Source organism: Streptomyces sp. NPDC015125 (genome assembly GCF_043080045.1).
Lineage (GTDB): Bacteria > Actinomycetota > Actinomycetes > Streptomycetales > Streptomycetaceae > Streptomyces.
The window spans coordinates 37,237-64,079 of record NZ_JBIBVF010000018.1; the positions used below are offsets into that span (position 1 = coordinate 37,237).

Genomic DNA, 26,843 nt, shown 5'->3' on the forward strand with positions numbered 1-26,843 from the left:
CGATACGTCTGGCATCAGAAGGACGAATCGGCGAGGAGCGACGTGAGAAGAATTGTGCAGGCGGGAAGTATCGTCGGGGCGTGCGGGCTGGTGCTGTTCGGCAGCGGGATGGCCCGCGCGCAGACCATTCCGGGCGAGTCCCTGCTCTCGGCCGCGGTGGGCGCCGATCTCGGCACCGTGACCGGCATGGTCTCCGGGGTGGTCTGCAACAACCGCCTCGCGGACTTCAACTACAAGTCCCCGGTGGTCAAGTCCCCGCACCCCTGCATCAACGGGCCGGTGCACAGCGGCAACAGCCTCAACAGCGGCAACTTCCTCAACCACGGGAACCCGAACAACAGCGGCAATATCGCCAACACCAACGGGTCCACCAACAGCGCGAACTCCGCCACCGGTGCTTCGTCGGGCAGCAGCAACAACATCCAGCGCATCCTCGGAGGCTTCCTGCACTGAGCGGGGCATGACGTCCTGAGGACGGCTGCGGCCACGGCCCGCGCGCCGTCCATCGACCGCCCGGCGGAGCTTCCGCCGGGCGATCGTCATGTCCGGGGCCGAGGTGGGCGCGGCGGCCCCGGCCAAGAGCGCCGCCGCACCGGCCGCCGCACGCACCTCCGGCCCCGGACGAGCCGGGGCCGGAGGGCCGGATCAGGAGCGGGTCACAGCTGCTGCCTACCTCCGCGGCCGACGTGCTGGATGTCGTTGCTGGTCTTGTTCTCGGCTCCGGTCGTGCCGCCGGCGTCGTCGTTGGTGTTGCCGTTGACGTTGGTCGGGCTGCCGCTGTCGGTGTTGTTGCCGGACAGATGGACGTTCTGCGAGTTACTGACGTTTCCGCTGTTCAGCGGACCGTTGATGCAGATCCTTGCCCGGTTCCGGCAGCTGAAGCCGGCGTGGAAGCTCGCCACGGTGTCGCTGTTCCACACCCCGTCGAGGCCGTACGGCCCCCCGTCCCATGCCTGGGCGGGCGACGCCCCGGCCGCCAGGAGCAGACCGCAAGCTCCTGCGATCACGAAATTGATGCGTGCCATGTTCTTCACTGTGTGCTCCTGCACCTCGCGGTTGGGTACCCGCGGTCTTGCTATCGGGCCTTCTCCCATCCACCAAGCCTGAGCAACGGCCCGTCCCGCGCATTCACTCTGACCGAGCAGTGGATTCACCGTGACGGCTCTCCCCGGCACCGCGGCGGCGGACCCCGCCGCGGTGGTGGGCGGACCGTCCCCGACGCGGCTGCGGCGCCGCTCTCAGCTCCGCAGCCGCAGCCGCTGTCCGGGGTAGATGTGGTCCGGGCCCTTGTCGAGCGCATGCTTGTTCAGGGCGTACAGGGCTTTGGTGCCGCCCGGGGTGTGGGCGCGTTCGGCGATGGCGGAGAGACAGTCGCCGCGATGCACGACATAGGTACGGGCCGTGATGGACGTGGTCGCGGTGTGGGCGCGCGGAGCGGGGTCCCGGTCGGCCGTGGGGGCCCGGTCGGCCGTGGGGGCCTGCCGGGCGGCGGGGGCGGAGCTGCCGGCGGAGCCGCTGGTGGAACCCGCGCAGTTGGGCCAGGCGGACAGACCGCGGTCCCGGGCGATGCGCTCGCCGATGGCGATCTGCTCGGCGCGGGTGGCGAGGTCGGCACGCGGCGCGTAGCGGCGGCCGCCGTAGGCACGCCAGGTGGCGGGGTCGATCTGCAGACCGCCGTGGTAGCCGTTGCCGGTGTTGATGTGCCAGCGGCCATTGCTCTCACAGGCGGCGATGCGCTCCCAGTCGGGCCCCGGCGGGCCGAAGGACGGCCCGGCCGCCGCGGTGCCCGGGCCGGTGAGGCCGGCCAGGCCCACGACGCCCAGGAGGACCAGCAGCACGGACAGGAGCCTTTCGACGGACCGTTTGGCGAGGGGCGACGGCATGACGGGAATCCTCCGCTGTGCTCCGGCAACGCCGTGGCGCAGTACTCGCCACGACCGGTGGGCACGCACCAACTAACCCGGCAATATGGTTTTCGGCGTTCCCGGGGAGTGCGACATGCGCGTGTTTCACCCGGGTGGGTGCAATGCGAGGCCCCCGCGTCGCACGGCCCTTTGGCCCCGTGGCCGGGGAATCCGGCCGGCCGCTCAATTTCTGTGCCGTCGCCCTACGTCACGGTCGTCAAGGTCGTCAAGGTCCGAATTCAAGCCAGCCGCAGCAATTCCGCGCCGGTGCGCTTACCGCAGCCCCTGTGGAAACGGGCATTTACACGACCGAATAGGCGAAGGACGGGGTGAGGGCAAGCGGTTCGGGGGTGGCGACGGCGAACTCGTAGGAGTCGGAGAAGGCGAAGTTCCTTACCAGCACGGGGACTTCGAGGCCGTACGGGCCGGGGACGAGGACCGTTCCGCGGTCGGCGGGGAAACCGGCCTCGATACGTTCGGGGGCGAGGGACAGACCACCGCCGACGGCCTGCAGCGCGGCATCCTTGCGGACCCAGAAACGCGTGACGAGGCGTTCCCGTTCGACGGCCGGGCATCCTGCCGCGGTGCGGGACTCCTGGTCCGTCAGCACCTCGTACGGGGTGTGCGGCAAGGACGCTCCGGGGCGGACGGACTCCACCGAGAAGCCCATCCGGCGCGCGTCTTCGCCACAGGCCACGATCAGCAGGCCGCGGGTCCCGTACAGCTCCCAGTGGGCGGCGGCGGCCATCGCGGCGCTCACCCGGTCGGGGAGGCGGGCCAGCAGCCGGCTGCGGGACGCGGCGTCGAGAGTGGCCCGGGAGTGGCCGTTGAGGCCCGGACAGCCGTCGGGGGACAGCCCCGTTCCCGATCCGTGGGGAGGGGTGGATCCTACGGGGACGACAAAGAGCGGGACGGGTGTGGACAGGACGTCCGGATGATCGTGAACAGGTGCGGGTGCAGCTGCGAGCGGTGCCGGGCGCGCCCGGCCGGGGTACTGCCAGTGGTCAGGAACGCCCAGGTCAATGGGCTCCGGACAGAGTTGGAGAAGAGCGGCGTTCGTTTCCACGTACTTTCCGTCCTCCACAGTTGAGCGGTGCCTGGGCCGTACTGGGTGAGTGACGGCCCGTCGTACAGTTCTTCGCTCCCCCTTTTTCGCCTACATCGATCGATACAGACAGCCCAAGGTTTGCAGATCCTCCGGAACCTTCGAGTCATCCCTCTTGCTGATGTACGGCTACATACTTCGATGTACGAGAGGCGGACCCAAATTCGGGCGCCAGGGCCAGGAGAACGGGCAACGCACCGAAGTACTGTCCTCATGTGTGGTTACGTCTTTTCACCAGTACGCACGCGCGCCACCGCCCCGTACCGCTCCGTGATCTCAGATTGGCGGTGGGTTTCTTTGCCGGCTGTCTGATTCTGTATGTCGTGGGCGGCCCACAGGTGAGGGGGGGCGATATCGCCGCCTGGCAGGCCGTCCTGCCGGTCCTCGTGCTGTGTGCCGCGACCGCCCTGCGCAGCGCCCTGCCGCCGGTCGCCGTCGCCGTCGGCACCCTCACCGTCACCGTGGAGACCACGTCCAGCGGTGGCCTGGGCCCGGTCCTCATCTATACCGATCTGCTCTATGCGGCCGCGCTGTACGGCGCCCCCTGGCTGTGCCGGTTGCTGCAGACCGGGACCATCGCGGCCACCCTCGCCACCACCGTGGTCCTCGTCCTCACCGGCGACCGCTCGGAGGGGGTGACGACCGGTGTCATCGTCGCGCTGCTGCTCATCTCCCCGGTGTGGACCGGGGTGTTGATACGGAACCACAAGGAACGGGCGGACACCGAACGGCAGCGCGCCGCGCAGATCAACCGGCTGGCGGAGCTGGACCGCAAGACCGTGCTGCAGACCGAGCGCACCCGGATGGCCCGTGAGCTGCACGATCTGGTGGCCAACCACCTCAGCGCCATCGCCATTCACTCCAGCGCCGTGCTCTCCCTGGCCGGGACGAAGGGGGAGAAGGACGGCGCCGCCGAGGAGGATCCGGTACTGCGGGCGCTCGCGGTGATCCGCGAGAACAGTGTGCAGGGGCTGGCCGAAATGCGGCGGATGGTGGTGCTGTTGCGCTCCGACCGGGGGGTGGACGACGACTGGGACCGGCCCCAGCTGAACGCGCTGGGCTCGCTCGTCGAACAGGCCAGGCCGGCCGCCGACGCGGCGGCGCTGACCCTGCACACCGAGTTCCCCGAGAACTTCCCCGAAGTGTCGTCGGTGATCGAGGTGACGGCGTACCGCATCGTGCAGGAGGCACTGACCAATGTCCTCAAGCACGCCTCGGCGGGGCGGGTGCACATCCGCTGTGAGGCCGCCGCCGAGCAGCTGACCATCTCGGTCGACAGCCCGCTGACCCGCCCCGACGGCCGGGCCCGGCAGCGCCCCGTGGAGCACTTGACCACCGGAGCGGGCGCCGGGCTCGCCGGGATGTCCGAGCGGGCCGCACTGGTCGGCGGCATCTTCGACGCGGGACCCGACCGCACCACCCCCGGGCGCTGGCGGGTGCGGGCCGTGCTCCCGCTGACCCAGCACTCCTAGGCGCCGGCACAGATCCCCTAGGTGACGAGAAAGGCGGAGCAGCCAGTGGAGGAATCAGTGAAGGAGTCAGCGGCGGACGAGCGGAGCGGCGGGCCGGCGGATGCGCCGGCCCACGCCCCGGCGGGGCGCCCCGAGGACATACGGGTGCTGGTGGCCGATGACCAGGCCGCGGTGCGCTCCGGACTGGTCCTGGTGCTGCAGACCGACCCGGGCATCACGGTGGTCGGCGAGGCCGGCGACGGTGCGGCGGCGGTCCGGATGGCCGCCGAACTACGGCCCGATGTGGTCCTGATGGACGTACAGATGCCGCAGCTCAACGGGGTCGCCGCCACCCGCAGGATCGTGGAGCGCGGGCTCGCCGAGGTGCTGGTGCTGACCACCTTCGACCTCAACGAATACATCTTCGGGGCGCTACGGGCCGGCGCCGGCGGCTTCATCCTCAAGAACGCGGAGCCGGCCGTACTGGTCAGCGCGGTACGGGAGGTGGCACACGGGGACGGCTTCCTCACCCCGGCCATCGCCCGGCGGCTGATCACCGAGTTCGCCGGCCACCCGCCGGTGGCGGGCCCCACCCTCCCGGAAGGCGCCGCGCAGGCCCTCGACACCCTCACCAAACGGGAGTTGGAGGTGCTGGCCTGTATCGCCCGCGGGCTGGCCAACAGCGCCATCGCCGAAACCCTCCACCTCGCGGAGGGCACCGTGAAGACGCACACCAGCCGGATCCTGTCGAAACTGCACCTGCGCAGCCGGGTGCAGGCCGCGATCCTGGCACAGCAGCACGGGATCGCACTGCGGGGGTGAGGGAACCCGGGCCGGGCGGGGGTGCGGCCCCCGGGCCCCCGCCCGGGGCACCGGACACCGGACCTGGGAAGCAGGTACCCCGGCCCCGGGCCGGCGGTCCGCACTCAGTCGGCGTCGAGCAGACCGCGCGCGATGGTGTCGTTCTGGCGGAAGTAGACGGCGTTGGTGTGCGGACGGGGGAACTGGGCCGGTCCGGCGATGGTCCGGTCCCGGTGCACGGTGCCGGTCGAGTCGACCGGGTGCAGGCCCGCGCCGGACAGCCGCAGCATGCCGGCCGCGCCGTCCTCGGGCCGCTCCTGGACCAGTTCGCCGCGGGACAGCAGGGCGCGCAGCAGGGGGTCGGTGGCCCGGTCGGGGTCGGGTGCCGCCAGCCGGGCGTCGAGGAGGATGCCGGCCTCGTGCACGGTGCCGGGGAGGGCGGGGCTGGTCGCGCGGAAGACGGCGCCGCCCGGGGCGCTCCCCGGGGCCCCGTCTCCGGGCACGGCCCCGTCTTCGGGTAAGACCCCGTCTCCGGGGACGGCCGCCACCCGGATCCCGGGGCCCACGAACGTCACCACGCCCGCCTCGGCCAGCGCCAGCAGTTGTTCGGCGCGCAGCGGCGGAGGGCCCGAGCTGAGGTACGTACCGAGCGCGAAATGGTGCAGCGCCTCGGCCAGTTGGCCGGCGGTCAGCTCGCCGGACCGCCACAGCTCCTCGATGACCGCGCCGGTCCGCTGCAGGCCGTCGACCAGGGCGGTGGCGACACCGCTCGCGGGGCCGGTGCGGCGGCGCAGCTCCTCGGCGAGCAGGCTGCGCAGCCGGCGCTGGAGGTCGTCGGCGTCGGCGAACCGCAGCCCGGCCAGCGGGTCGGCCAGTCGGTCCAGGTCGAGGCGGTCGGCGGGGTCGGGCACCGCCTCGCGGGCGAGTTTGGCCAGCCGGTCGGCGTCGGGGTGCAGCAGGGCGTACTGGGCGTCGAAGTCCGGCCAGCTCATACGGGTACGGGCGGGCTGATCGGCGAAGAGGGCGCGGTAGTGGCACCAGCCCAGTTCGGCCACCACCAGCGGCCACACCTCGTCGCCGAAGGAGGCACCGGGCCGGGACAGCACGGACCGGCAGGCGTCGACGGTGGCGAAGCGCGGGGTGGCGGGCGCTGCCGGAGGGGCGGTGGGCGCTGCCGGCAGGGTGGCGGGCGCTGCCGGCGGAGTGGCCGGTGCCGCATACGCCGGTTTGGGCGGCAGGGGGACACCGCGCCGGGAGCCCGCGTACAGCCGGGGCTCGCGCCCGGACGGCAGATAGCGCAGCGGGCCGCCGGGGACGGGGCGGACGAAGCGGCCGCCGCGGCCCTCCGTCAGCAGCGCCAGACAGTCGATGAAGACCAGACCCAGGCCGCGGACCAGGACCCGCGCACCGGGCGGGACGGCCGCCAGCGCCTCCGGGTCGGCGGGCCCGGGGCCGATCCGGGTCAGGCCGGCCGGTGCGGAGACGGCGAGGGTGTCCGTATGCCCCTGGGCGAACACCACCCGGTCGGCGAGGACGGGCGGTTGGCCGGAGTCCAGGATCACCTGCTGGCGGCCCCGCCCGTCCGGTGCCGCCCCGGCGGTCGTGCGCCGCAGATCGACCGCCCGCGCCCGGTGGACGTACAGCCGCACCGAGGCGGGCCGCTCACGGGTGACGGTCTCGAAGAAGTGCCGCAGATAGCGGCCCTGGTCGCGGCGGGCGGCGTAGGCGCCGTCGTGCAGCGGGGCGTCGAGCCAGCCGGCGGTGGTGGGGCCGGGGCGCGGCGGGCCGGCGCACTCCACGCTCTCATCCGGGTACATCGTGACCTGCTCGGCGGCGGAGTTCATCCACAGCAGACCGGGCTGGTCGGTGCGCCAGGTGCGGCCCGCGCCCGGTGGGTACGGGTCGACGATGTGCAGGTCCAGGGGCCGGTCGCCGTACAGGGCGGGGACGTTGGCGAGGATCCGCTCGACGATCGAGGCTCCGCGCGGGCCGCAGCCGATGATGCAGAGGGAGCGGGCCGGGCCCACCGGGTCGTTCACCTGGCCTCCGTCCAACGGCCGTGTCCATGGGGTGTGTTCGGGAGCGCCGCGGCGCCCGGGACGTTCGTCAAGCACGGACATCCGTCAACCACAGACGTCCGTGAAAACACAGGGGCCCGGCGGCCCGTGCCGTAGCAGGGGGCCGCCGGGCGCTGTATCAGCAGCCGCCGCTGATCGTGGAGCCGAGGGCCTGGGCGTCACGCTCGCCCGGCACCTCCAGGCCCTGAAGGTCCATGATGGTCATCTCGTCACCTCCCTTCCGCGGATCGGTGGACATGTGTACGGTGAGATACACGGCGCGTGGTGGAATACGCACACCGTGTGGTCAGCTGTGTCAGCAGCCGCCGCTGATGGTCGAGCCGAGCGCCTGGGCGTCACGCTCGCCCGGCACCTCCAGGCCCTGAAGGTCCATGATGGTCATCTGACGACACCTCCTCCCGAGGACTCGTCGTGGCGGGGGATCACGGTGGTGACGTGCCAGGTGCCGTTGCGGGACACCTGGAGCCGGAGGACTGTGCATGACAGTGCACGGTCCACCCGGCATCGCGTCAGCAGCCGCCGGAGACGGTCGAGCCAAGCGCCTGGGCGTCACGCTCGCCCGGCACCTCCAGGCCCTGAAGGTCCATGATGGTCATCTGACGACACCTCCTCCCGAGGACTCGTCGTGGCGGGGAATCACGGTGGTGACGTGCCAGGTGCCGTTGCGGGACACCTGGAGCCGGAGGATCGCGCATGACAGTGCACGGTCCACCCGGCATCGCGTCAGCAGCCGCCGGAGACGGTCGAGCCAAGCGCCTGGGCGTCACGCTCGCCCGGCACCTCCAGGCCCTGAAGGTCCATGATGGTCATCTGACGACACCTCCCTTCCGCTGTGTGCAGTGCCCGCTGCCCCGGACGGGGCGGTGGGGGTGGCGGCGCTGTGCGCGCCGCCGGCGCGTCCCGGGGCGGCCGGATGAACGGCCGCTGCGAGGCGCGAGTCGGTGAGGAACGGGAGCAGCGGGGTGCCCCGTTCGGTGGCGGAGAGCGCCAGCAGGACGCCGGCACCGCCGTCGGCCAGGTCCATGGAGATCCGGGCGCGGCCGTCGCAGGGGAAGACCACCGCTCCGTTCCACGTCATGGCGTGCTGGCCGAGCCGGGTCAGATGACGGCGCAGATACCGGTCGACGGCTGCGCTGCCCGGTGCGGGGCCGTCCGGCCGCTCCCCGGCGTCCGGGGAGAGCGGCACCCGGTCGCGGAGCGCGGCCAGGGTGGCGAGCAGGCCCGCGCGTCCGCCCAGCAGCCCCGACTCGATGACGAAGTCGGCGGCGCAGGCGCGCAGCAGGGCGGGCAGCGCCGCGCGGATCCGGTCGTCGTCGCGCACCTGGAGCAACTCGGCCGCCACCAGGGCGATACCGGCACTGCCGTTGTCCAGGTAGGGCAGGAGCCGGAAGCCCTCGTCCACCTGGAGGGTGTGCTGCGGGCCCGGTGCGCACCGGTCGAGGTCGCGGTGGACGGCGTGTACCGCCTCGTCCAGCAGCGCGGGGTCCCCGGTGGCCCGGTGGGCACTCAGGAGGAAGAGCGCGGCGCCCGACCAGCCGTACATCAGGCCGGCGGCGTCCTTCGAGCCGCGCCGGCGGCGGCGCTCGACGGGTTCGGTGCGGGCTGTGGCCAGCCGCTCGGTGACGCGGTCGGCGAGGCCGAGGGCCTGCTGTCGCAAGGCGGCGCTGCCGAGCGCGTCGGCGAAGTGCAGCAGGTTCAGGCCGACGCCGGACAGACCGCGGTAGAGGCTGGGGCAGTGGCGTACGGCGAGCTTGCCGGCGGCCCGGTCGAGGGCCCGCAGGGCCGCTTCGTCGTCGCCCAACTCCCGTAAGACGTAGGCCATTCCGTGCAGACCGTCGTAGAAGCCGATCCGCTCGGCGGGGACCCGGTCGACGGCGGCGCGCAGCCAGGCCGCGCCCTGCTCGTCGCGTTCCCCCAGGGCGGTGTGCCGGGCCCACAGGACGCCGGCCGCGCCGTGTCCGAAGCCCGCGCCGCCCTCGATGAACTGCTCGAAGCCGCCGGGGTGGAGCCGGTCGGCGCGGTGCGGGGTGGCGCTGTCGCGCAGCCCGCGGGCGAGGGAGACCAGCACGTCGGTGGGTGGGAAGGTGCCCGGTGAGGAGCGGAGCGTGGACGTCGTGTTGTCGTTGGGGGCCAGCTGCGGAGCCAGCCGGGCCACCAGCGCGTCCGGCAGCCCGAACCGCTCGGCCGCGGCGGCCAGCAGCGCGGGCGCCTTGTCCGGGGCGAGCCCGCCGAGGGCGGCCAGCGGCAGGAAGAGCCACAGTCCGATGGCGGCGAGCGCATAGTGGTCGCCGTCCGCGCCGGTCGCGTCGGCGCGGTGGAAACCGGGGGCGCCGAGGCTGCTGGGGGTGGCCCGGTCGAGCTCGTCGGCCACCTCGAAGTCGATCAGGACCGGTTCGTCACCGGGCCTGATGATGAGGTTGCCCGGGTGCAGGTCGCCGATCCGGATGCCGCGGCCGTGCACCGCGCCGACCAGCGCCTCGATCCGGCCGAACAGGGCCAGCGCGCGGTCACGGTACTGCGCGACGGCCTGCTCGTCGGGGTCGGGGACGGTCAGCGGGTGGTGGGCGGCGAGCCAGGTCTGGAAGTCCTGGCCGGCGATGTCCTCCAGCACCAGGAAGAGGTGGTCGCGGACCTGGAGGGTGCCGAAGGTGCGCGGGATGCCGGGCAGTCCGGTCAGCCGCTCCAGCATCCGGTGCTCGTGGGCGAGCCGACTGACCGCGTCGCGGCCGACGCCGTCGGTGCCGGAGTAGGGCCGGCCCTCCTTGAGGACGACGCTGACCTCACCGGCGCCGAGGGCGTCGGCGCCGGTCGGGGCGGCGCGGTAGACGCCACCGCCGTTGGAGAACTGCAGCGCCCCGGTGATCCGGTAGGGGAAGTCGTCCAGAGCCTGCCGGGCGGCCAGCGAGTCCTTGAGGACGTCCGGTACCGCGACCCAGTCGGGGGTGTGGAAGACCGGGGTGCGGCGGTCCGGCTCCGGGGTGCCGTCGGGGCGGTGGAAGGCGGTGACCAGCTCGCCGTCGGCGTCCTCCATGTGGTGGGTGCGGAAGCCGCCGTAGCGTACGTAGAGCGGGCCCTGCCGAAAGCGCAGGTCGGTGAGGACGTACGGGCCGGGGCGGCCGCCGACGAGGGCGTCGAGCCCTTCGAGGGTGCGGGCGAACTCGGCGTCGTCCACCGGGTAGACGGTCAGCAGCTTGCCGGCCGAGGAGCGCTGGGCGTACTTGCGGCTCAGGGCGCGCAGGACGTTGGCGCTCTTGAGGTACTTGAAGGCGATGCCGTGCCGGGTGCAGTAGCGGGCGACATCGGCGAGGGTGCGGGGGGCGTCGTCGGGGGCCGCGCTGACGTGGATCTTCCAGCCCTGGTCCGGGAGCCGGTCCTCGGGCGGGCGGCAGAAAGTCCAGGCCTCGTTGTCGTCGCGCCGCCAGCCGTCGGGCAGCGGCGGGGCGGGGAAGCGGGTGGCCTCCAGGTCCCAGTTGCCGGGCCAGTCGAAGAAGGTGCGGTCGGCCAGGGCGAAGCTCTCGGCGCCGTCTCTCATGCGACACCTCGGGCGGGGGCGGGCGCGCCGGCCTCGGCGGCGAGCGGTGCGGCGGGCCGGTCGGGCTCGGCGGCAAGCGGATCGGGCCCGGCGGCCTCGGTGTCGAGCGGTCCGGTGGGCCGTACGGCCTCGGCGGCCTCGTCCAGGTAGGCGTCGAGCGCGGTACGGCGGCCGGTCGCCAGGTGCTCGGTGAGGACGGCGCGGGCCTGGGTCTTGTCGTCGTCGGAGACGAAGTCGGCGAGGCCGACGGCCAGCACGCGGTTGTCGTCACTGGGCTTGAGCGAGGCGTAGTGCTCGTCGCGCAGCAGGCCCCAGACGATCGCGTCGTGGTATTGGCCGTCGAGGTAGCAGTGGTCGCGCAGGATGCCCTCGACCACGAAGGGGGTCTTGGTCATCAGCCGGATGATGCCCTTGTTGTAACCGGCGGTGGTGACCTGCACGCGGTGCGCGTCGAGCTGGTGGAAGAGGTAGTCGACGAGCAGGACGACGGCCTCCGCGCCGTAGCCGCGGCGCCACAGCTCGGGCGAGCCGATCGCGCCCCCGACGGTGAAGCCGCCGATCCGGCCGGAACGCTGATAGCTGACGGTGCCGATGCGCTCGCCGTCCTTGGTACGGATCACCAGGTGGTGGACCCGGCCGGAGCGGTTGGCCTGCTCGACCTCGGCGGCGCCCAGCAGCTCCCAGTCGCCGCTGAGTACGGCCGCCGGCGAACCGGGCCGCAGCCAGGAGGCGATCGCTGCCCAGTCGTCGTCGCCGGGCCATTCCAAGGTCACCAGTCGTCCCTGCACGGTGCGTTTCCCTCCTCAGCGGGTGGTGGCGGGTCGTCAGCGGGTGGAGCGGGTCGTCAGCGGTGCAGCGGGTGGAGCGGGTCTTCAGGGGGTGTAGCGGGTCGTCAGGGGGTGTAGCGGGTCAGTACGAGGACGGCGTTGTGGCCGCCGAAGCCGAAGGAATTGCTCAGCACCACGTCGCCGTCCCAGTCGCGGGCGCCCTTGAGGACCAGGTCGAGGTCTTCTTCCTCGGGGTGGTCGCAGTTGCGGATCGGTGGGATCTTGCGGTCCCGGAGGGACAGCACCGCGGCGGCGGCCTCGGCGGCTCCGGAGGCGCCGAGCATGTGCCCGGTCATGCTCTTGACCGCGGTGACCGGCGTACGGCTCAGCTGGTCGGGGCCGAGCGCCTCGCGCAGCGCCGCCGCCTCGATGCGGTCGTTCAGGACGGTTCCGGTGCCGTGGGCGCTGATCTGGCCGACGTCCTCGGGGGCGAGGCCGGCGTCGGCGAGCGCGCCGCGCATCGCGCGGACGGCTCCGGCGCCGGTCGGGTCGGGGGCGGTGGCGTGGTGGGCGTCGGTGGTGGCGGCGTAACCGGCCACCTCGGCGAGGATCTCCGCGCCGCGGCGTTCGGCGTGGCCGGCCTCCTCCAGCGTCAGGACGGTGGCGCCGACGGCCATCACAAACCCGTCGCGGTCCCGGTCGAAGGGCCGGCTGGCGCCTTCGGGGTCGTCGTTGCGGCGGGAGAGCGCCTGGGCGTTGGCGGTGCCGGCCAGGTCGACGGCGGTGAGGGAGTCGTCGGTGCCGCCGGCCAGGGCGATGTCGGCGCGGCCGCTGCGGATCAGCTCGGTCGCCTCGCCGAGGGCCACCGCGCCGGTGGCGCAGGCCGCGGAGACCGCGCAACTGGGGCCGCTGATGCCGTACTTGATCGACAGCAGGCTTGCCGGGTGGTCGATGGCGGTGAGAACCGAGTGGTACGGGGAGACCCGGCGCGGGCCCCGCACCTTCAGGACGTCGTACTGCTGCTGGATCGCGTGGGCGGCGCCGTAGCCGGAGCCGATCACCGCGGCGAAGCGGTACGGGTCGGTACCGGCCGGCTCTTCGAGGCCGGCGGCCCGCATCGCCTGCGCCGCGGCGACCACCGCGTACTGCGTGAAGCGGTCGCTGCGCCGGGCTTCCTGCGGGGTGAGGTAGCCGGTCGTGTCAAAGCCGGTGACATCGCCGCCGATACGGACCGGAAGACCGGAGACATCGAAGCGGGTCACGGGGCGGACGCCGCTACGGCCGGCGAGAAGAGCGGCCCAGAAGTCCGCGGTGGTGTTTCCCACGGGGGACACCACGCCGCAGCCGGTGACGACAACGCGTCGCCGATCCGTGCGCAACTCCATGAAACCCGCCTCCTGATTTCCTGCCCCGTTGTCACGCTCGGGGCGCCCTCATGACCAGAAACATGACAGGCGAGTCATTGTGCTGTCAACGGTCTGGACCCAAGGAGGACCGCCACCGCCTCCCCACCCGCTCCCGGTACGGGCCTCACACCAGCAAAGATGCCCTCAGCGGGATGACTGACAGAGTCACTAAAATTGACTGTGGTGGGCATTCGACTGCCGTTCGACGGGGCGCCGGCACCCCGCCCGCATGGCCGGGGAAGGGGCCACGGACGGAACAGGGGCGCCATCGGGTCGCACCCCACACCTGCCGCCGGCCGCCCCGCGCCGCCGCCCCCGGCGCCCCCTCACCACCCCGTCCGGGGCCACCGCGCCTCCCCCTGACAGGGCCGGGAGTACATAGAAAGTGACAGACAGCGGGACGGAAAGTGCCTACCTGCGGATGATCCGAATGCGCCGGCCGGGCGGGACGCTGGTCCGTACAACGCGCTCCGACACATCACAGGGAACGAGGGGAACTCATGAAGGGTATTGCCGTCGGCATTGTGCTGGCGATCGCAGGTCTGATCCTCTGGCTGACCACAAAGGAAGTGGAGACCCCGATCATCTCGCTTCACAAGGCCGGGCTGATCCTGGCGATCATCGGCGGCGCGGAGGCCTTGTTCGCGCTCCTGGGATTGGGAAAGAAAGCTAATAAATAAACGCGCATTGCGCGCAATAGTGGCATTGCGTCACGGCGGGACATGGCCCCGGTGCCGTCAGTCCCGCTTTTCGAGGAGATCCGTCAGCCGTTCCCGGGCCCGCTCGGCGTGCCGGTACGCCTGGGCCCGCCGGAACAGTTCCGCGGAATACCGGAAGTGCCCGGCCGCCCTTTCCCGGTCCCCCACCCGCTCACATGCCGCCGCGATCTCACCGAGCGCGGCGGCTTTCTCATGACTGCGGCCGGTATCGGGCAGCGCGGCCAGCCGCTCGCCCAGCGCAAAGAGGCGGTCGGTGTCACCGGCCGCCTCCGCCCGGACCGCATCCGCGGCCGTGAGCCAGAGCGGGAACTCCGGTTCCTGCGCCACCGATGCCACCACCAGGCCGCGCTCGACGATGCTGCGCGCCTGTTCCGTCTCGCCCCGGTGCAGCAACAGCAGGGCGTAATGGCCGTTGATCTTCTCCCAGAGCGGGAAGCCGGCGGCCGGGGCAACCCGGCGCGCACACTCCCCCAGCAGGGCGGCGGCCCGCTCCGCCTCGCCCCGGTCGCGCAGGTCGAGCGCCCGGTGCAGAGCGATGGCGGCGTGCGGCCCGGGGAGCACCCCGTCCGCCGGTGGCCGGGTCTGATCGCTGCCGGGAGCCCAGTCCGGGCAGCCGCTCCAATACGCGCAGCGGGTGAGCACTTCGAGGACCAGCAGCGAGTGGAACCCGGTCTCGGGGCGCCGGCCTTCGCATTCGAGGTGGCCGGTGAGCGCGTAGCGCAGCCCGTCCTGGACCCGGCCGGCCGATTCCAGCAGATCGGCCAGCGCGATCAGCGCGCGCAGCCGGGGCTCGGCGTACGGCACGGGGGCCGGCGCCTCCAGCATCCGCAGCAGGACCTCGGCGCCCTCGTCGGCGCGGCCGAGAGTGCCCAGAATTTCGGCAATGGCGAGCTGCGCCTCGGTAAATACGTCGTCCTGCCGGCCGGCCGGTTCCCTCTCGGCCAGTGCGCGGAATTCCGACAGCGCGCCCTCGGCATCGCCACCGTCCCATTGCCTGCGCGCCGCCACCAATCGCCCGACGAGGTCGAGCCTGCGGACCCGGCCGGTGGTTTCGGCCTGCCCGGCGGTACCGGATATTTCGTCCACGCCCACGCCGAGGCGTTCCGCAAGGATCTTGAGTGCCCGGCCGCTGGGAATACGCTTCCCGCGTTCAACCAACGAGATGTAGCTGGACGACATGTCGGGCCCGGCAAGGTCGTGCTGAGTCATACCGGCGCCGACCCGGAGCTCTTTGATTCTCCTCCCGGTGTCCGCCAGCTCAGGCATTCGACAAACCCTCCGGATTTCGGACGACGGATGATCCCGGCCGGCTGCTTCAAATCGCCGAGTCACAATGAATGGTCAGCACTTTACCAAGTAGTCAAGAAGAAGTCGACCGATATTCGGATTCCGCCACCGGCCTTCACCGAGTCCACCGAGATCATTTCGATGGGCTCGGCGCATTGCGCACAGCACCCCGCCGAGAGGCCGGTGCACACACCGAAAAACCGGCTGCCGGGTACACCGAACTGTGTGCCGCGGGGCCGTGGGTCAACCTTTCGATGTACTACCGCACGCCGATGCACACCTCCGAGGTGACGTGGTCGGATGAGGCAGCAAGCGCCCCACCACCGGCGGACTCCGCGGAGGCACCACCCATGACGCAGCCCCCACGCCCAGATCTGCAGAAGGATCCGGCGGCCCCTTCCACCTCGTCGCCCTCGGTGCTGGCGTCCGACGCCGAGCGCGAGAACATGGTCGAACGGCTCAGAGAGGCCGCCGTGGAAGGCCGGTTAACCCTGGAAGAGCTGGCCGAACGGTCCGAGGCGGCCTATCTGGCGCGGACCCGCACGGAGTTGATGTCCGTCGGCGAGGATCTGCCGCACGTGACACCCCCCGCCGCACCGTCGGGCCCGGCGGGGGCGCGCACCTTCCGCGCCACCTTCGGCGACCTCGTCCACCGCAGCCCCGTGCTGGAACACGGCATCGAGGCGACCGCGGTCTTCGGGGACCTGACCCTGGACCTGTGCGCCTCCCCGGCACCGTCCACCGGCGAACTGACCATCAAGGCCCGTGCGATCGTCGGTGATGTGCATCTGCTGCTCCCGGAGGGCGTCCGGGTCGAGACGCACTGCAGCCAGGTCCTCGGGGATGTCCGCGATCTGACCCGGCAGCACGCCGGCCCGGAAGCCATCACCCCGCTCGTGCGCATCACCGGCGCCGCCGTCCTCGGTGACATCATCGTCGCCCACCCCGACAGCGACCGCCGCACGTACTGGCAGAAGTGGCTCGACGAGCGCCGCACCCGGGCCTGACCGGAGGAGAAGCCGTGACGTCCGCTCAGGCGCTGCCCCGCTCCGGGCCGTCCGCCCCCGTACGCGACGAGGGCCGGATCGGACTGCGGGCGAGGGCCCGGCACATCGGCGCGCTGGTCCGCCGCAATGTCCTCCAGATCCGGCAGAACCCGACGGCGATGTCCGACGCCCTGCTGATGCCGATCGTGCTGACCACCCTGTTCGTCTTCGTCTTCGGCGGCTCGATCGGCGCCGGCGGCGACCGGGCGCAGTACACCGCCTTCCTGGTCCCGGGGCTGATGGTGATCCTCGGCATGACCATCGCCATGGCCGTGGGCGTCGGCGTCAACGACGACTTCCGTACGGGCGTGATGGACCGCTTCCGTACGATGCCCATCGGCCGCTCCTCGGTGCTGGTGGCCAAGCTGGTGGTGGAGACCGGCCGGATGCTGGTGGCCATCACGGTGCTGCTGATCGTCGGTGCCCTGCTCGGCTTCGACGTCGCCGGGCACTGGCCGGGCGTGCTGGCCGCGACCGCCCTGACCGCCGTGTTCGGCACCTCGCTGGTGTGGGGTTTCATGCTGCTGGGCCTGACCCTGCGCACCGCACAGGCCATCCAGGGGCTCTCGGTCCTGGTGCTGACCCCGCTGGAGTTCGGCTCCTCGATCTTCGTGCCGCCCTCGACCATGCCGGACTGGCTGTACACCTTCACCCGCTTCAACCCCTTGACCCACATGGCCGACGCGGCCCGCGGACTCGCCCTGGGCGAGGGCCCGGTGGCCGGCCCGGTGCTCTGGACGCTGGTGTGGTCGGTGGGTCTGACCGCCCTCACCGCCCCGGTGGCCGTCGCCAAGTTCCGCGCCAAGACCTGACACCGATCCGTACGGAGCCGAGCGCCTCCCCCGGCACGCCCTCGGCGTGGCTCCCTCCGTACGAAGAAGTCGTGCCCGGCTCCCTCCGGCACCCCCGGCCGGAGGGGGCCGGGCACGCACCCTCCCCGTCGGGGCCGCACCTGCCTCGTGCCGCCCAGCGTCCACCATCCACCGGCCACCGGCCCCGGGCCGACAGGGCCGGAGGGGCCGGAGGGGCCGCAACGGCTCCAACAGCCGCAACGGCCCCAAAGGCCCTAATGGCCCTAATGGCCCTCCCGCTCCGGGAAGTCCCCCGCGGAGGCGGTCATCCCCGGCGGGGTGTCGGCGAGTGCGGTCGCCACCTCCACCACGGCGGTGGTCCCGGCCGCGACCTGCCGCCAGGCATCGGCCAGTGCCCCGGGCAGCTCGTCGGCGTCCGTCACCCGCCGGTAGCCCAGGCCGTAGGCGCCGGCCAGGCCCTCGGTGCCGGTCGGGCGGGGCCGGGTGAAGGCGAAGCGCGAGCCGGCCGGAGAGACCCGGTCGAGGTTGGACTGCAGCCAGCCGTAACCGCCGTTGTCGAGGACGACATAGAGAACGGCGACGCCCGCGTCGGCGACGGTGGGCAGCTCGCCGCGGAAGAGGTTGAAGGCACCGTCGCCGACCACCGCGACCACCGGCCGCCCGGCCGGTTCGGCCAGCCGTACGCCCACCGCGGCGGCCGCGCCGAAGCCGAGCGGGGTCTGCTCGCTGGGCACCACGGAACCGCCGCCGGACCCCAGCGACCAGTGCGGGAAGAAGTACGACCACATGTCCTGCAGGCCGTTCTCCTGGACCAGGACGCGGTCCGCGGGGAGCACGCGGTCGAGGGCGGCCAGCACCCGGGCGACCGGCACGGCCCCCTCGGGCACCGTCTTGGCGGCCTCCTCGGCACGGTCCGCGGCGCGCTGCACCAGCGCGGCCCGCGCCGTGCGGACCCGCGCCGGCCAGGCGCCCGTGGGCCGGTGACCGGACAGCAGCCCCGCCCAGCCGTCGACGATCCGTCCGGCGTCACCGAGCACATGGCCGCCCGGCCGCTCCATGACCAGGTTTTCCTCTCCCAACACCGCTTGGACGACCGGGAGTTGCGCCACCTCCTCCGGCCAGCCGAAGGTGGCGGTCTCCTCCAGGCGGCTGCCCAGTGCGATGACCAGATCCGCCTCGCGCCACAGCGCGTCCATCGGGGCGACCGTGTAGAGGCCGCTGACGCCGCAGTGGAGCGGGTGGTCCTCGGCGACCGTGCCACGGCCGGAGGCGGTGCTGAAGAATCCGGCGCCGAGCAGCTCGGCGAAGCGCTCGAACCGGCGGCCGGTGTTGCGGTGCCGGGCGCCGCCGCCGACCAGCAGCAACGGCCGCTCGGCCGCGGCGATCCGGGCGGCGGTGGCGGCCAGCGCATCCGGGTCGGGGGCGGGCCGCTGGGGCGTGGCCGGGCGCCACGGCCCGTTGCGGGTGACCGGTTCGGCGGCGATCTGCTCGGCGAGCTCCAGGTAGACCGGCCCCGGGGCGCCGTTGACGGCGAGCGCGGCGGCCTTCTCCAGGGCGCCCGGCAGCCGTGCGGCATGGTCGACACGGGTCGCCCACTTCACGTACGGGCGGATCGCGGTCAGCTGGTCCAGCTCCTGGAAGGCGCCGGTGCCGAGCCGGTCGAGCCGGGTGCCGTCGGCGATGAGGATCAGCGGGACGGCGGCGGAGCGCGCCTCCAGGACGCCGGTGAGCGCATTGGTCAGCGCCGGACCCTTGCCGATCACACAGACGCCGGGGCGGCCGGCGGCGAGCGCGTAACCGGTCGCCATGAACAGGGCGTTGCGCTGGTCGCGGCAGAGCACCACCTCGGTGGCGGACCGCTCCAGCTCCCCGAGCAGCGCCATATCGTCGCCGGGCAGCCCGAACACCACCTCGGTGCCCAGGTGGTGGAGGTGGTCGGCGATCGCGGCCCAGGCGGTGGGGTGGACGCAGGGGGTCATCGGCCGGCTCCCGGACCGTAGGCGGCGACGGCCTGGGAGACCAGTACGGGTTCGGCCCGCACGTCCTCGCCGTCGGCGATGTAGTTGGCCATCCGGCCGTAGCCGCCGAACGGGGCGTTGCCGTTGTCGATGGAGAGCAAGGTGGTGTCGAGGGTGACGGTGGTGCGCCGACGCAGCGCCTCGACGAGGCCGGGGGCGTGGCCGTAGACGCTGGAGCCCAGGGCGCGTTCGGTGAACATGCCGGTGGTGAGGGTCGCGGCCAGCGCGTCCTGGTCGCGGTAGCCGGCGATATTGAAGATCGGGGCGAAGAACTCCGGCACGTGGGTGCGCGGGGTGACCTCCGCACCGACGACGACGGTGGGATCGAGCCGCCGGCCGCGGAAGTCGACATGACCGCCGTGCACGATGCCGCCGTGGTTGCGGGCGAGGAACTGTGCGCCGTCCTCCAGCGCGCTCTCGTAGAAGATCGGCCCGAAGTCGGCGTCCGGGTCGGAGTAGGGGCCGTAGCGCAGCCCCTTCAGTTCGCTGACCAGGGTGTCGACGAACGGGTCGAGCAGCGACTCGTGGACGGTGAACAGGTCGGGGCCCAGGCAGTCCTGGCCGGTGTTGAGGACCCGGATGGCGATCGCGTCGCGGACCGCCTGCTCGACATCGGCGCCGGGGGCGACGACGAACGGGTTGACGCCGGAGCCGAGGAAGAGGAAGAGCTGCCCGGGGGAGAGCCGGGCGCGGATCTGTTCGGCGTTGGCGTAGGCGCCGGTGAACACGACGACATCGGCGGGGCGTACGTGCTCCTGCAGGAATTCCCGCTGGCTGGCGCCGGTGAGGGTGATCGGCAGGCCGTGCCGCTCGGCGAGCAGGGTGTGCAGCCGGCGCATCTGGTCCTTGACCCGGCTGGAGGGGCGGAAGACCAGCCGGTCCGTGTAGAGCGCCGGGACCAGGAGGTAGAGGGCGTAGGAGTAGAGGATGACGTTCGACGGCATGAAGGCGGCCAGCCGGGGGACCCGGCCGGGCCGGTGGGCGGCCACCTCGTCCAGGGCCCCGTCGAGGGTGGCGATGGTCGACTCGATCTCGTAGCGCGCGGCGCGGTGGGTGGAGATCTCGCACAGCAGCTCGTGCACGGTACCGGCGTCGTTCACCAGGAAGTCCCGGACCCGGTGCACGCCCGCCGCACGCCGGCTGTCGGTGCTGTTCTCCTCCGGCTCGGCGGCCACGGTCGGCCATGCGGGAGCGGAGCTCATATGTCCCTCCTCGGGGCGTAGTCCATGGAGGGTCAGCGTCAGCCAATTGTCATTTATTGTCAAGTAAAGTCATTGCACTCGACTGTCTCATATGACAAGCGGCCTCGCTCCCGGCCGGTCCACGGGGCCCCTCGCCGTCCCGCCCGCCCTGGCCCAGAGCCTCCGAGTCGACCTCTCATCTGTCGGAACGCTCGCGCACGGACCAGGGGAATACCGGACTCCGAAAGTGACAAAAAATGACTCCCGGCCAGGAGTCGGGTCGTTCACAAACGCCCCTGAGCAGGCCCTGTGACGAGTAGACTCGCGGTCATCGCGTTCCCTCTGTCCGCAGCGTCCGTGCCCCCGTCACCGTCCGTCCGCCCCACTCAACTGCGAGCGATTTTCTTGACGATTGAGCAGCCTGCTTTCGGTAAGCGAGTGCGGGAGGTCCGGCGCTCTCAGGGTCTGTCCCAGGGGGACCTCGCCGGGGACGATCTCTCCCCCAGCTATGTCTCGCTGGTCGAGAACGGCCGCAGAGTCCCCGGCGCCAAGATCGCCCGGTCCCTCGCGGAACGGCTCGGCACGACGGTCGAGGCGCTGTGCGCCACCGACGGGCCCGGCGACCGGCTGACCCGGCGCCTCGGTCTGGTCGGCCAGTTGGTGGCCGCCCGGTCCAGCCAGCTGGCCGGTGACTGGCCGGCCGCCCGGCGGCAGCTGGAGTCGGTGGTGGAGCAGGCCGGCGCCGGTCAGGACGAGGTGCGCTGGGAGGCACGCTGGGAACTGGCCACCGTCCTCGGGCGGCTCGACGACCCGGCCCGCCATGAAGCGGCGCTGCGCCACCTCCTCGACGACCCGCTCACCCGCTCCGCGCCGGTGCTGCACGCCCGCGTCGCCATCGAACTCGCCCAACTGCTGCGCGCCGCGGGCCGCCTCTCGGACGGTGTCCGCTTCGCCGAGGAGGCCGTCCGGGTCACCGGCGAGCTGGAGCCCGGCCGCCCGGAGCGGGCGCAGGCCCGGGTGGCACTGCTGTCGGTGTCCGTCGACAGCGGTGAGTGGAGCCGCGCCGAGCAGCTCGGGGCGGAGCTGCAGGCGGAGGTCGCCCCGCTCCCGGCCGGTGAACTGCGGGCCGGTGCGCTGTGGGCGGTGGCCGGTGCGCAGTATCTCGGCGGGCATCCGGACCGGGCGCTGGAACTGCTGGCCGAGGCGGAGCAGTTGCTCGCCGCGACGGACGGTATGCGGCTGCGGCTGCAACTGGCCCGCGCCCGTACGCTGCTGGCCATCGCCGCGGGCCCGCCGGACGAGGCCGATGCCCTGCTGGAGCGGGCCCGGCAGGCCGCCGCGCTCGTCGACACCCCGTCCGTCAGGACCTGGCTCGCCGTCCTGGAGACGGCCGCGGCGCTGCGCCACCACAAGCCCGCGGCGGCCGCGGAACACGCCGCCGCGATCGATCCCGACGCCGGCGAACTGACGCCTCTCGACCGTGCCCGCGCGCTGCTCCACCTCGCCCGCGCCCATCGCGCCCACGGCGGTGAGGAGGCCGCGGAGGCCGACTTCAAGGAGGCCGCCGAGGGCTATGAGAACGCCGGCGCCTTCCGGCTGGCGCTGGAGAGCTGGCGGGAGCTGAGCGCCGGCGGCCGGGCGGGCGGGGGACCGGATCCGCACGCGGTGCTCATGCCGTAGCGGTGTCCGTGGCCTGGACACCGCCTGCCTGGGCCGCCGCGCCGCCGTGCGTACCGGCGGGTCCGCACGGCGCGTTCGCCCGCCAGCTCCGGACCCCGGGTGCCGGGGCCGAGGTCGCCGCGCAGGCCACGGTCTGCGGACCCGCGGGCAGATCGCGGACGTAAGCCGTGCCGCCGGGGCCCGCGGCAGATCCGGGAATCACGATCGTGCCCTCCCGCGCGCCGCTCAGCGCGTCGATCGCGTCGGCGGCGGCCAGCTCGCCGCGGCCGGTCAGCCGCAGTGCCGCTTCCTTACGGGTCCACAGCTGCGCCAGTCGCCGGCCCCGCCGGCCCACCGGGGCCTCCTGGACGTAGCCGCGCTCCAACGGGGTGAAGGGGAGCAGCAGTTCGCCGACCGGTCCGGGGGGCACGGTGTGCACGGACAGGGCCACCGGGAGGTCCGTGCTCAGAGCCAGGAACCGCCGGCCGGTGTCCGCACCGGTGTCGAGGTAAAGGCGGGTGCCCGGTCGCCGTCCGGCGGCGGCGGGCGGTTCGGCGCACACCGGTCGGCCGAAGCCGTCCCGGGTCACCCGTATATCGCCGGGGGAACAATGCAGCAGTCGTCCCAGAAATGCCGTTAAACAGTCGGGCCGTCGAATGTCAACGGGGACGTTCGAGAATATATGCAAAAAGCCGTCGGCTAATTCGGATGAGCGGGACGGATCCCAACACCCCTCCTCACGAGGCGCGTTGGCCGGTCCGCCGTCATGGTTGAGCGAATGCGCGCCACAGGAAGGCTGGTCCCCCCGCATAGATCCCCTCGCACCATGTCTCCTTTCCGGACGGTCACATCCGAGAAAGCAGTGCACTGAGTCGATTTGATTTACACTCCGGAGATCTTCAAGATAACCCTGGTCTATGCCTGCGTCAACAAGCGACGACCGAAAATCAACTTCGGTTTACCCGAGGACATTACGAGATTTCGCCAACGTGCGGACCGGCGCGACACGGTGAACCCCGGGTGACCGCAAGTCGAGGGCCGGCCGGCCTTCAGTTGCCGGCAATCCGACTGCTATTCACCTTCCTTGTGCGGGTGCGCTTCCGCCGGTGTGGCGTGTCCTGCAGAAGCGCACCGGCCGGCGGCCACCCTCAGGACGCCGACTGCTTCTCCACCCGGATCACTATGTCCAAAACCGTGCGCATGTCCTTCATCTCCGCTTCGGGCAGTTCGACCCCGAAACGCTCCTCCGCCACGACGATGACCTCGGCCATCGCGAGCGAGTCCACATCCAACTCCTCGACCAGGGACTTCTCTTCGGTCACGTCGGCCGGCACCACGCCGGCCACCTCGTGCAGGATCTCGGCGAGCTGCGCAACGATCTCTTCGCGGGTCGGGACGGTCATGACGGTCACCTCTCTGTGGAGTGCGGGATGGCGCCGGGTGGCGGGGGCGGTCCGGAGGCCGCGCGGAGCGGCTGCGGCCCGACCGGCGGCCTGCCGCGGGGCGGGGCCGGCGCCGACCGGCCGACGCGGCGTCCCGGTGCGGGGCGTCACCGAGAAGTCCTGCGCGCCGGCGCGACGTCCGTGCCTCCATGACACCGGAGTCATTCTTTTGACTACACTTGACTGTTCTAGTCAACTGGAGGTCCGATAGGTTGTCAATGACTGCCTTTCAAGACCAAGCCAGGACAATGCTTCTGAGTTATGTTCAGTGACTCCGAAGTCGAGTATGAGTCAGACGGAGGAACCGCATGAGCGGTCTGCTCGACGGAAAGCAGCTGGTCATCACGGGTGTGATCACCGAAAGCTCGATCGCCTACGCAGTGGCACGCCTCGCCCAGGAAGAGGGCGCCAAGATCGTCCTCACCGCCTACGGACGGCCGAGTCTGGTCGCCCGGCTCGCCCGGCGGCTGCCGGAAGAGCCCCCCGTCGTGGAGCTGGACGTCACGGACGAAGACCAGCTCAGCACCCTCGCCGACCGCGTCGGCGAGCACCTCGACGGCCTCGACGGTGTACTGCACTCGGTCGCCAATGCCCCCGCCACCTGCCTGGACGGCGGCTTCCTGACCGCACCGTGGCGCGATGTGTCCGCTGCCCTGCACACCTCGACGTACTCCCTGGTGGCACTGGCCATGGCCTGCCGGCCGCTGCTCCGCCCCGGGGCCGGTGTCGTCGGCGTCGACTTCGATGCCTCCCGGGCCTGGCCCGGCTACGACTGGATGGGCGTCGCCAAGGCGGGACTTGAAGCCTGCTCCCGCTACCTGGCGCGCGACCTCGGGGGCCAGGGCATACGGGCCAACCTCGTCGCGGCCGGCCCCCTGCGCACCCTGGCCGCCCGCGGAATCGGCGGTGACGGCCCGTCCTTCGAGAAGAGCTGGGCGGCCCGCGCCCCGCTCGGCTGGGATCCGCAGGACGCCGAGCCGGTCGCCCGTACCTGTGTGGCGCTGCTGTCGGACTGGCTGCCCGCCACCACCGGCGAGATCGTCCACGCGGACGGCGGCCACCACATGATCGGCGACTGACCGGCGATGACGGGCCGAGGGGCGAAGGCGGACGGAGCGGCTAGGGCGGACGGAGCGGCGAGGGCGGACGGAGCGGCGGCGCCCACCACCCTGTGCTGCGGGCCGTACCCCATCGAGCGGGTGCGGATCGCCGCCTTCGCCGCCGCGCTCGGCGACCCCCACCCCGCGTACACGGACCCGGCCGCCGCCCGCGCCCTCGGCCACCCGGACGTCATCGCCCCGCCCACCTACCTGGCCACCCTCGCCGGCCACGCCGAGGACCAACTCCTGGGCGCACACCCGGATTTCACCACCACCGAGGGCACCGTGCACCGCGCGCAGACGCTGCGCCATGCCCGCCCCGCACACGCCGGCGACACCCTGCACGCCACCGTGTGCCTCACCGCCGCCACCACCCTCGCCGGCCGCCCGCTCCTCACCCTCGACTGCGAGTTCCGGGACGAGGGCGGCGCCTGGGTGGCCACCACCACGTCCTCGCTGCTGTGCCCGGCCACCGCACCGTGGCCCGCCCGGCGTCCGCTCGACACCACGGAATCGGAACACCCATGACCGACACCATCGCCCCTCCGGTCGCCGCCGCCCGGCTCGTCGACGGCACCGCGGCCCCGCTCGACGGCGCCGCGGCCCCGCTCGGCGGCACCGGCCGCCTCGACGGTCCGACCCTTGGCCGCCGGATACGAACCACCGCACACGCCTTACGGCAGCTCGGCCTCCACACCGGCGACCGGGTCCTGGTGCAGGGCGACAACAGCGTCGACTATGTCGTCACCCTGCTGGCCCTGATGCAACTGGACACCTCACTCGTCCCGCTCGACCACCGGCTCTCCTGCGCGGACGCCGCCGCGGCCGGCCACCAGGCCCGGGCCCGCTGGCTGGTCACCGCCGCCGACCACGCCACCGGCTTCCCCGGCATCCCCGACCGGCGCGTCATCCACTACCCGCGGCTGGCCGCCGACGCCCCGGCGCCCCCGCCCGGCGCCGTCGGTCTGGCCTCCTGGTTCCGCCGCCCCGACGCCCTCGTCCTGTGGTCCTCGGGCACCACGGGGCGGCCCAAGGCCATCATCAAGCCCGGCCGGGCCGTCCTCGACAACTCGCTACGCACCATCCAGGCCATGGGCTACCGGGAGGACGACGTCCTCGCACCCCTGCTGCCGTTCTCGCACCAGTACGGCCTCTCCGTCATCCTGCTGTGGTGGCTGGCCCGTTGCACCCTGCTGGTCACCCCCTACCAGCGGCTCGACGCGGCCGTCGGGCAGGCCGCGGCCCATGGCGCCACCGCCGTGGACGCCGCCCCCTCCACGTATCACTCGCTCCTCGGCGTGGTGCGCCGCCGCCCGGAGGTACGCGCCGGGCTCGCCGGCGTACGGCTCTGGGGCGTGGGCGGCGCACCGCTGCCCGCTCCGCTGGCCGAGGCCTTCCACACGACGATGGGCCGCCCACTCCTGGACGGCTACGGTCTGACGGAACTCGGCAATGTCGCGCTGGCCACCCCCGACGCACCGCACGGCTGCGGGCGCCCGCTGCCCGGCGTACGGCTGCGCGTCAGGCGCCCCGACGGCACCGCGGCCGGCCCCGGCGAGCTCGGCGGCATCGAGGTGCGCTCACCCGGGCTGATGGCCGGCTACCTCCAGGAGGACGGCTCGCTCACGCCGGTCGACCCGGACGCGTGGTATCCGACGGCCGACCTGGGCAGTGTCGACGCCGAGGGCACCGTGCGGGTGGTGGGCCGCAATCAGGCCGTGCACCGGCTGGGCTTCACGCTCTACCCCGAGAGCCTGGAACGCCGTGCCGAGGCCTGTGGCCGGCCGGTGAAGGTACTGGCGGTCGCGGACCAACGCCGTGGCAGTGCCCTGCACTTCGTGGTCGCCGACCCCGAGGGGGAGGCTCCGCTCACCTGGCGCCGACGGCTCGCCGAACACCTCGCGGAGTATGAACAGCCCAATGCGGTCCATGTCGTCGACCATTTCCCGCTCACGGCCAACGGAAAGCCCGACACGCATGCGCTGCGTGCGGAGCTCGGGCTGGAGCTGGGAGGGGGTCCGGGGACCGGCGCCCCGGTCGGGCGCTGAGCCGGACAACTCCGGGTGTATGACGGGTGGTTCAGGTCTGCGGGAGCCCCGGGAAGTCCGGGTGGTTCACGTCTGCGGTGGATCCCTGCACGCGGATGGGCCACACGTGCAGTGGTTTCACGTCTGCGGATGGTTCAGGTCTGCGGTAGCTGCACGTCTGCGGATGGTTCACGTTTGCGGATGGCTCTGGTCTGCGGATGGTTCACGTCTGCGGATGGTTCAGGTCTGCCGTTGTTTCACGTGGAACATGTCGCCTCGGCCTGTGCTGCCTCGCCGCCATCGCTTCCTCGTTTACGACGCTCCCTCGCCTGCGTCCGTGTCGGCGTCCGGTCTGCGTGGGCGCCTGCTCCGGGGCATTGGCTCTGTGTGCATCGGCTCTGTGTGCATCGGCTCTGTGTGCATCCGGTGGAATCCGTCTGCGTCCGGTCTCCTGAGCGCGGAGCTGTCACGCGTCGTTGAGCCCTTTTCAGGGCCGGGTACCGGCTTC

The 26,843-nt window shown here is 72.2% G+C and carries 23 protein-coding genes; 10 read left to right on the top strand and 13 right to left on the bottom strand.

Features of this window, described 5'->3' with window-relative positions:
- Positions 1 to 54: 54 nt before the first annotated feature.
- Positions 55 to 453, top strand: a complete 399-nt coding sequence (locus tag ACF088_RS29240) for a hypothetical protein (RefSeq protein WP_392378996.1) — start codon at positions 55 to 57, stop codon at positions 451 to 453.
- A gap of 203 nt (positions 454 to 656) precedes the next feature.
- Here the strand turns inward: ACF088_RS29240 and ACF088_RS29245 are convergent, their stop codons facing one another.
- The 3 genes from ACF088_RS29245 to ACF088_RS29255 all read right to left on the bottom strand — a co-directional run bounded on the left by ACF088_RS29245 (position 657) and on the right by ACF088_RS29255 (position 2,970).
- Positions 657 to 1,025 (bottom strand): hypothetical protein, encoded by a 369-nt coding sequence (locus ACF088_RS29245; RefSeq protein ID WP_392378859.1) that lies wholly within the window; start codon positions 1,023 to 1,025, stop codon positions 657 to 659.
- 213 nt (positions 1,026 to 1,238) lie between these two features.
- A complete protein-coding gene (locus ACF088_RS29250) occupies positions 1,239 to 1,883 on the bottom strand; it encodes a transglycosylase family protein (protein ID WP_392378860.1) in 645 nt (214 codons plus the stop codon).
- Positions 1,884 to 2,205: 322 nt separating this feature from the next.
- On the bottom strand, positions 2,206 to 2,970 hold the full coding sequence (locus ACF088_RS29255; protein WP_392378861.1) for a hypothetical protein: 765 nt from the start codon (positions 2,968 to 2,970) through the stop codon (positions 2,206 to 2,208).
- Between the two features lie 362 nt (positions 2,971 to 3,332).
- Between ACF088_RS29255 and ACF088_RS29260 the strand changes: the two genes are divergently transcribed.
- Both ACF088_RS29260 and ACF088_RS29265 read left to right on the top strand, forming a co-directional pair.
- Entirely contained in the window at positions 3,333 to 4,481 is a 1,149-nt protein-coding gene (locus ACF088_RS29260; protein ID WP_392378862.1) for a sensor histidine kinase, read from the top strand.
- A gap of 138 nt (positions 4,482 to 4,619) precedes the next feature.
- Positions 4,620 to 5,282, top strand: a complete 663-nt coding sequence (locus ACF088_RS29265; RefSeq protein WP_392378997.1) for a response regulator — start codon at positions 4,620 to 4,622, stop codon at positions 5,280 to 5,282.
- Between the two features lie 104 nt (positions 5,283 to 5,386).
- On the opposite strand, the gene ACF088_RS29270 is transcribed toward ACF088_RS29265, so the two are convergent.
- The 5 genes from ACF088_RS29270 to ACF088_RS29290 form a co-directional block, all read right to left on the bottom strand.
- Positions 5,387 to 7,300 (bottom strand): FAD/NAD(P)-binding protein, encoded by a 1,914-nt coding sequence (locus ACF088_RS29270; protein ID WP_392378863.1) that lies wholly within the window; start codon positions 7,298 to 7,300, stop codon positions 5,387 to 5,389.
- A 157-nt stretch (positions 7,301 to 7,457) separates the two neighbouring features.
- Positions 7,458 to 7,577: a class III lanthipeptide gene (locus ACF088_RS29275; RefSeq protein WP_206739719.1), complete on the bottom strand. Its 120-nt coding sequence runs from the start codon at positions 7,575 to 7,577 to the stop codon at positions 7,458 to 7,460.
- 525 nt (positions 7,578 to 8,102) lie between these two features.
- Positions 8,103 to 10,871: a class III lanthionine synthetase LanKC gene (gene lanKC / locus ACF088_RS29280; protein ID WP_392378864.1), complete on the bottom strand. Its 2,769-nt coding sequence runs from the start codon at positions 10,869 to 10,871 to the stop codon at positions 8,103 to 8,105.
- Positions 10,868 to 11,659, bottom strand: coding sequence for a GNAT family N-acetyltransferase (locus ACF088_RS29285; protein WP_392378865.1), 792 nt, complete (start codon positions 11,657 to 11,659; stop codon positions 10,868 to 10,870). Before ACF088_RS29285 ends, lanKC begins: the two co-directional genes overlap by 4 nt.
- 104 nt (positions 11,660 to 11,763) lie before the next feature.
- Positions 11,764 to 13,023, bottom strand: a complete 1,260-nt coding sequence (locus ACF088_RS29290; protein WP_392378866.1) for a beta-ketoacyl-[acyl-carrier-protein] synthase family protein — start codon at positions 13,021 to 13,023, stop codon at positions 11,764 to 11,766.
- A 521-nt stretch (positions 13,024 to 13,544) separates the two neighbouring features.
- Here ACF088_RS29290 and ACF088_RS29295 point away from each other — a divergent pair.
- Positions 13,545 to 13,724, top strand: a complete 180-nt coding sequence (locus ACF088_RS29295) for a DUF5708 family protein (protein ID WP_392378867.1) — start codon at positions 13,545 to 13,547, stop codon at positions 13,722 to 13,724.
- A 57-nt stretch (positions 13,725 to 13,781) separates the two neighbouring features.
- Here the strand turns inward: ACF088_RS29295 and ACF088_RS29300 are convergent, their stop codons facing one another.
- A complete protein-coding gene (locus tag ACF088_RS29300) occupies positions 13,782 to 15,029 on the bottom strand; it encodes a helix-turn-helix domain-containing protein (RefSeq protein ID WP_392378868.1) in 1,248 nt (415 codons plus the stop codon).
- Positions 15,030 to 15,400: 371 nt separating this feature from the next.
- Here ACF088_RS29300 and ACF088_RS29305 point away from each other — a divergent pair, with 371 nt between their 5' ends.
- Entirely contained in the window at positions 15,401 to 16,057 is a 657-nt protein-coding gene (locus tag ACF088_RS29305; protein ID WP_392378869.1) for a DUF1707 domain-containing protein, read from the top strand.
- A 14-nt stretch (positions 16,058 to 16,071) separates the two neighbouring features.
- Complete coding sequence (locus ACF088_RS29310) at positions 16,072 to 16,908, top strand: ABC transporter permease (protein WP_392378870.1); 837 nt, start codon at positions 16,072 to 16,074, stop codon at positions 16,906 to 16,908.
- Between the two features lie 263 nt (positions 16,909 to 17,171).
- Here the strand turns inward: ACF088_RS29310 and ACF088_RS29315 are convergent, their stop codons facing one another.
- Entirely contained in the window at positions 17,172 to 18,887 is a 1,716-nt protein-coding gene (locus tag ACF088_RS29315; RefSeq protein WP_392378871.1) for a thiamine pyrophosphate-binding protein, read from the bottom strand.
- Complete coding sequence (locus tag ACF088_RS29320; RefSeq protein WP_392378872.1) at positions 18,884 to 20,128, bottom strand: aldehyde dehydrogenase family protein; 1,245 nt, start codon at positions 20,126 to 20,128, stop codon at positions 18,884 to 18,886. The genes ACF088_RS29315 and ACF088_RS29320 overlap by 4 nt, the downstream gene beginning before the upstream one ends.
- Before the next feature lie 417 nt (positions 20,129 to 20,545).
- Here ACF088_RS29320 and ACF088_RS29325 point away from each other — a divergent pair, with 417 nt between their 5' ends.
- Positions 20,546 to 21,787, top strand: a complete 1,242-nt coding sequence (locus ACF088_RS29325; protein ID WP_392378873.1) for a helix-turn-helix domain-containing protein — start codon at positions 20,546 to 20,548, stop codon at positions 21,785 to 21,787.
- Here ACF088_RS29325 and ACF088_RS29330 read toward each other — a convergent pair.
- Both ACF088_RS29330 and ACF088_RS29335 read right to left on the bottom strand, forming a co-directional pair.
- Entirely contained in the window at positions 21,777 to 22,355 is a 579-nt protein-coding gene (locus ACF088_RS29330) for a hypothetical protein (RefSeq protein WP_392378874.1), read from the bottom strand. The genes ACF088_RS29325 and ACF088_RS29330 overlap by 11 nt on opposite strands.
- Before the next feature lie 559 nt (positions 22,356 to 22,914).
- Entirely contained in the window at positions 22,915 to 23,169 is a 255-nt protein-coding gene (locus tag ACF088_RS29335) for an acyl carrier protein (protein ID WP_392378875.1), read from the bottom strand.
- 347 nt (positions 23,170 to 23,516) lie between these two features.
- Here ACF088_RS29335 and fabI point away from each other — a divergent pair, with 347 nt between their 5' ends.
- Genes fabI through ACF088_RS29350 form a run of 3 tightly spaced genes read left to right on the top strand, consistent with a single transcriptional unit; the run spans position 23,517 to position 26,356 of the window.
- Complete coding sequence (gene fabI / locus ACF088_RS29340; protein ID WP_392378876.1) at positions 23,517 to 24,287, top strand: enoyl-ACP reductase FabI; 771 nt, start codon at positions 23,517 to 23,519, stop codon at positions 24,285 to 24,287.
- Between the two features lie 6 nt (positions 24,288 to 24,293).
- On the top strand, positions 24,294 to 24,836 hold the full coding sequence (locus tag ACF088_RS29345) for a MaoC family dehydratase (protein ID WP_392378877.1): 543 nt from the start codon (positions 24,294 to 24,296) through the stop codon (positions 24,834 to 24,836).
- Positions 24,833 to 26,356 (top strand): class I adenylate-forming enzyme family protein, encoded by a 1,524-nt coding sequence (locus ACF088_RS29350; protein ID WP_392378878.1) that lies wholly within the window; start codon positions 24,833 to 24,835, stop codon positions 26,354 to 26,356. Before ACF088_RS29345 ends, ACF088_RS29350 begins: the two co-directional genes overlap by 4 nt.
- Positions 26,357 to 26,843: the final 487 nt, after the last annotated feature.

Excerpts from the sequence above, each read along its gene's own strand:
- ACF088_RS29245 (WP_392378859.1), bottom strand. The coding sequence starts at position 1,025 with ATGGCACGCATCAATTTCGTGATCGCAGGAGCTTGCGGTCTGCTCCTG.
- ACF088_RS29250 (WP_392378860.1), bottom strand. The coding sequence starts at position 1,883 with ATGCCGTCGCCCCTCGCCAAACGGTCCGTCGAAAGGCTCCTGTCCGTG.
- ACF088_RS29275 (WP_206739719.1), bottom strand. The coding sequence starts at position 7,577 with ATGTCCACCGATCCGCGGAAGGGAGGTGACGAGATGACCATCATGGAC.
- lanKC (WP_392378864.1), bottom strand. The coding sequence starts at position 10,871 with ATGAGAGACGGCGCCGAGAGCTTCGCCCTGGCCGACCGCACCTTCTTC.
- ACF088_RS29290 (WP_392378866.1), bottom strand. The coding sequence starts at position 13,023 with ATGGAGTTGCGCACGGATCGGCGACGCGTTGTCGTCACCGGCTGCGGC.
- ACF088_RS29295 (WP_392378867.1), top strand. The coding sequence starts at position 13,545 with ATGAAGGGTATTGCCGTCGGCATTGTGCTGGCGATCGCAGGTCTGATC.
- ACF088_RS29300 (WP_392378868.1), bottom strand. The coding sequence starts at position 15,029 with ATGCCTGAGCTGGCGGACACCGGGAGGAGAATCAAAGAGCTCCGGGTC.
- ACF088_RS29305 (WP_392378869.1), top strand. The coding sequence starts at position 15,401 with ATGACGCAGCCCCCACGCCCAGATCTGCAGAAGGATCCGGCGGCCCCT.
- ACF088_RS29315 (WP_392378871.1), bottom strand. The coding sequence starts at position 18,887 with ATGACCCCCTGCGTCCACCCCACCGCCTGGGCCGCGATCGCCGACCAC.
- ACF088_RS29320 (WP_392378872.1), bottom strand. The coding sequence starts at position 20,128 with ATGAGCTCCGCTCCCGCATGGCCGACCGTGGCCGCCGAGCCGGAGGAG.
- ACF088_RS29335 (WP_392378875.1), bottom strand. The coding sequence starts at position 23,169 with ATGACCGTCCCGACCCGCGAAGAGATCGTTGCGCAGCTCGCCGAGATC.
- fabI (WP_392378876.1), top strand. The coding sequence starts at position 23,517 with ATGAGCGGTCTGCTCGACGGAAAGCAGCTGGTCATCACGGGTGTGATC.
- ACF088_RS29345 (WP_392378877.1), top strand. The coding sequence starts at position 24,294 with ATGACGGGCCGAGGGGCGAAGGCGGACGGAGCGGCTAGGGCGGACGGA.
- ACF088_RS29350 (WP_392378878.1), top strand. The coding sequence starts at position 24,833 with ATGACCGACACCATCGCCCCTCCGGTCGCCGCCGCCCGGCTCGTCGAC.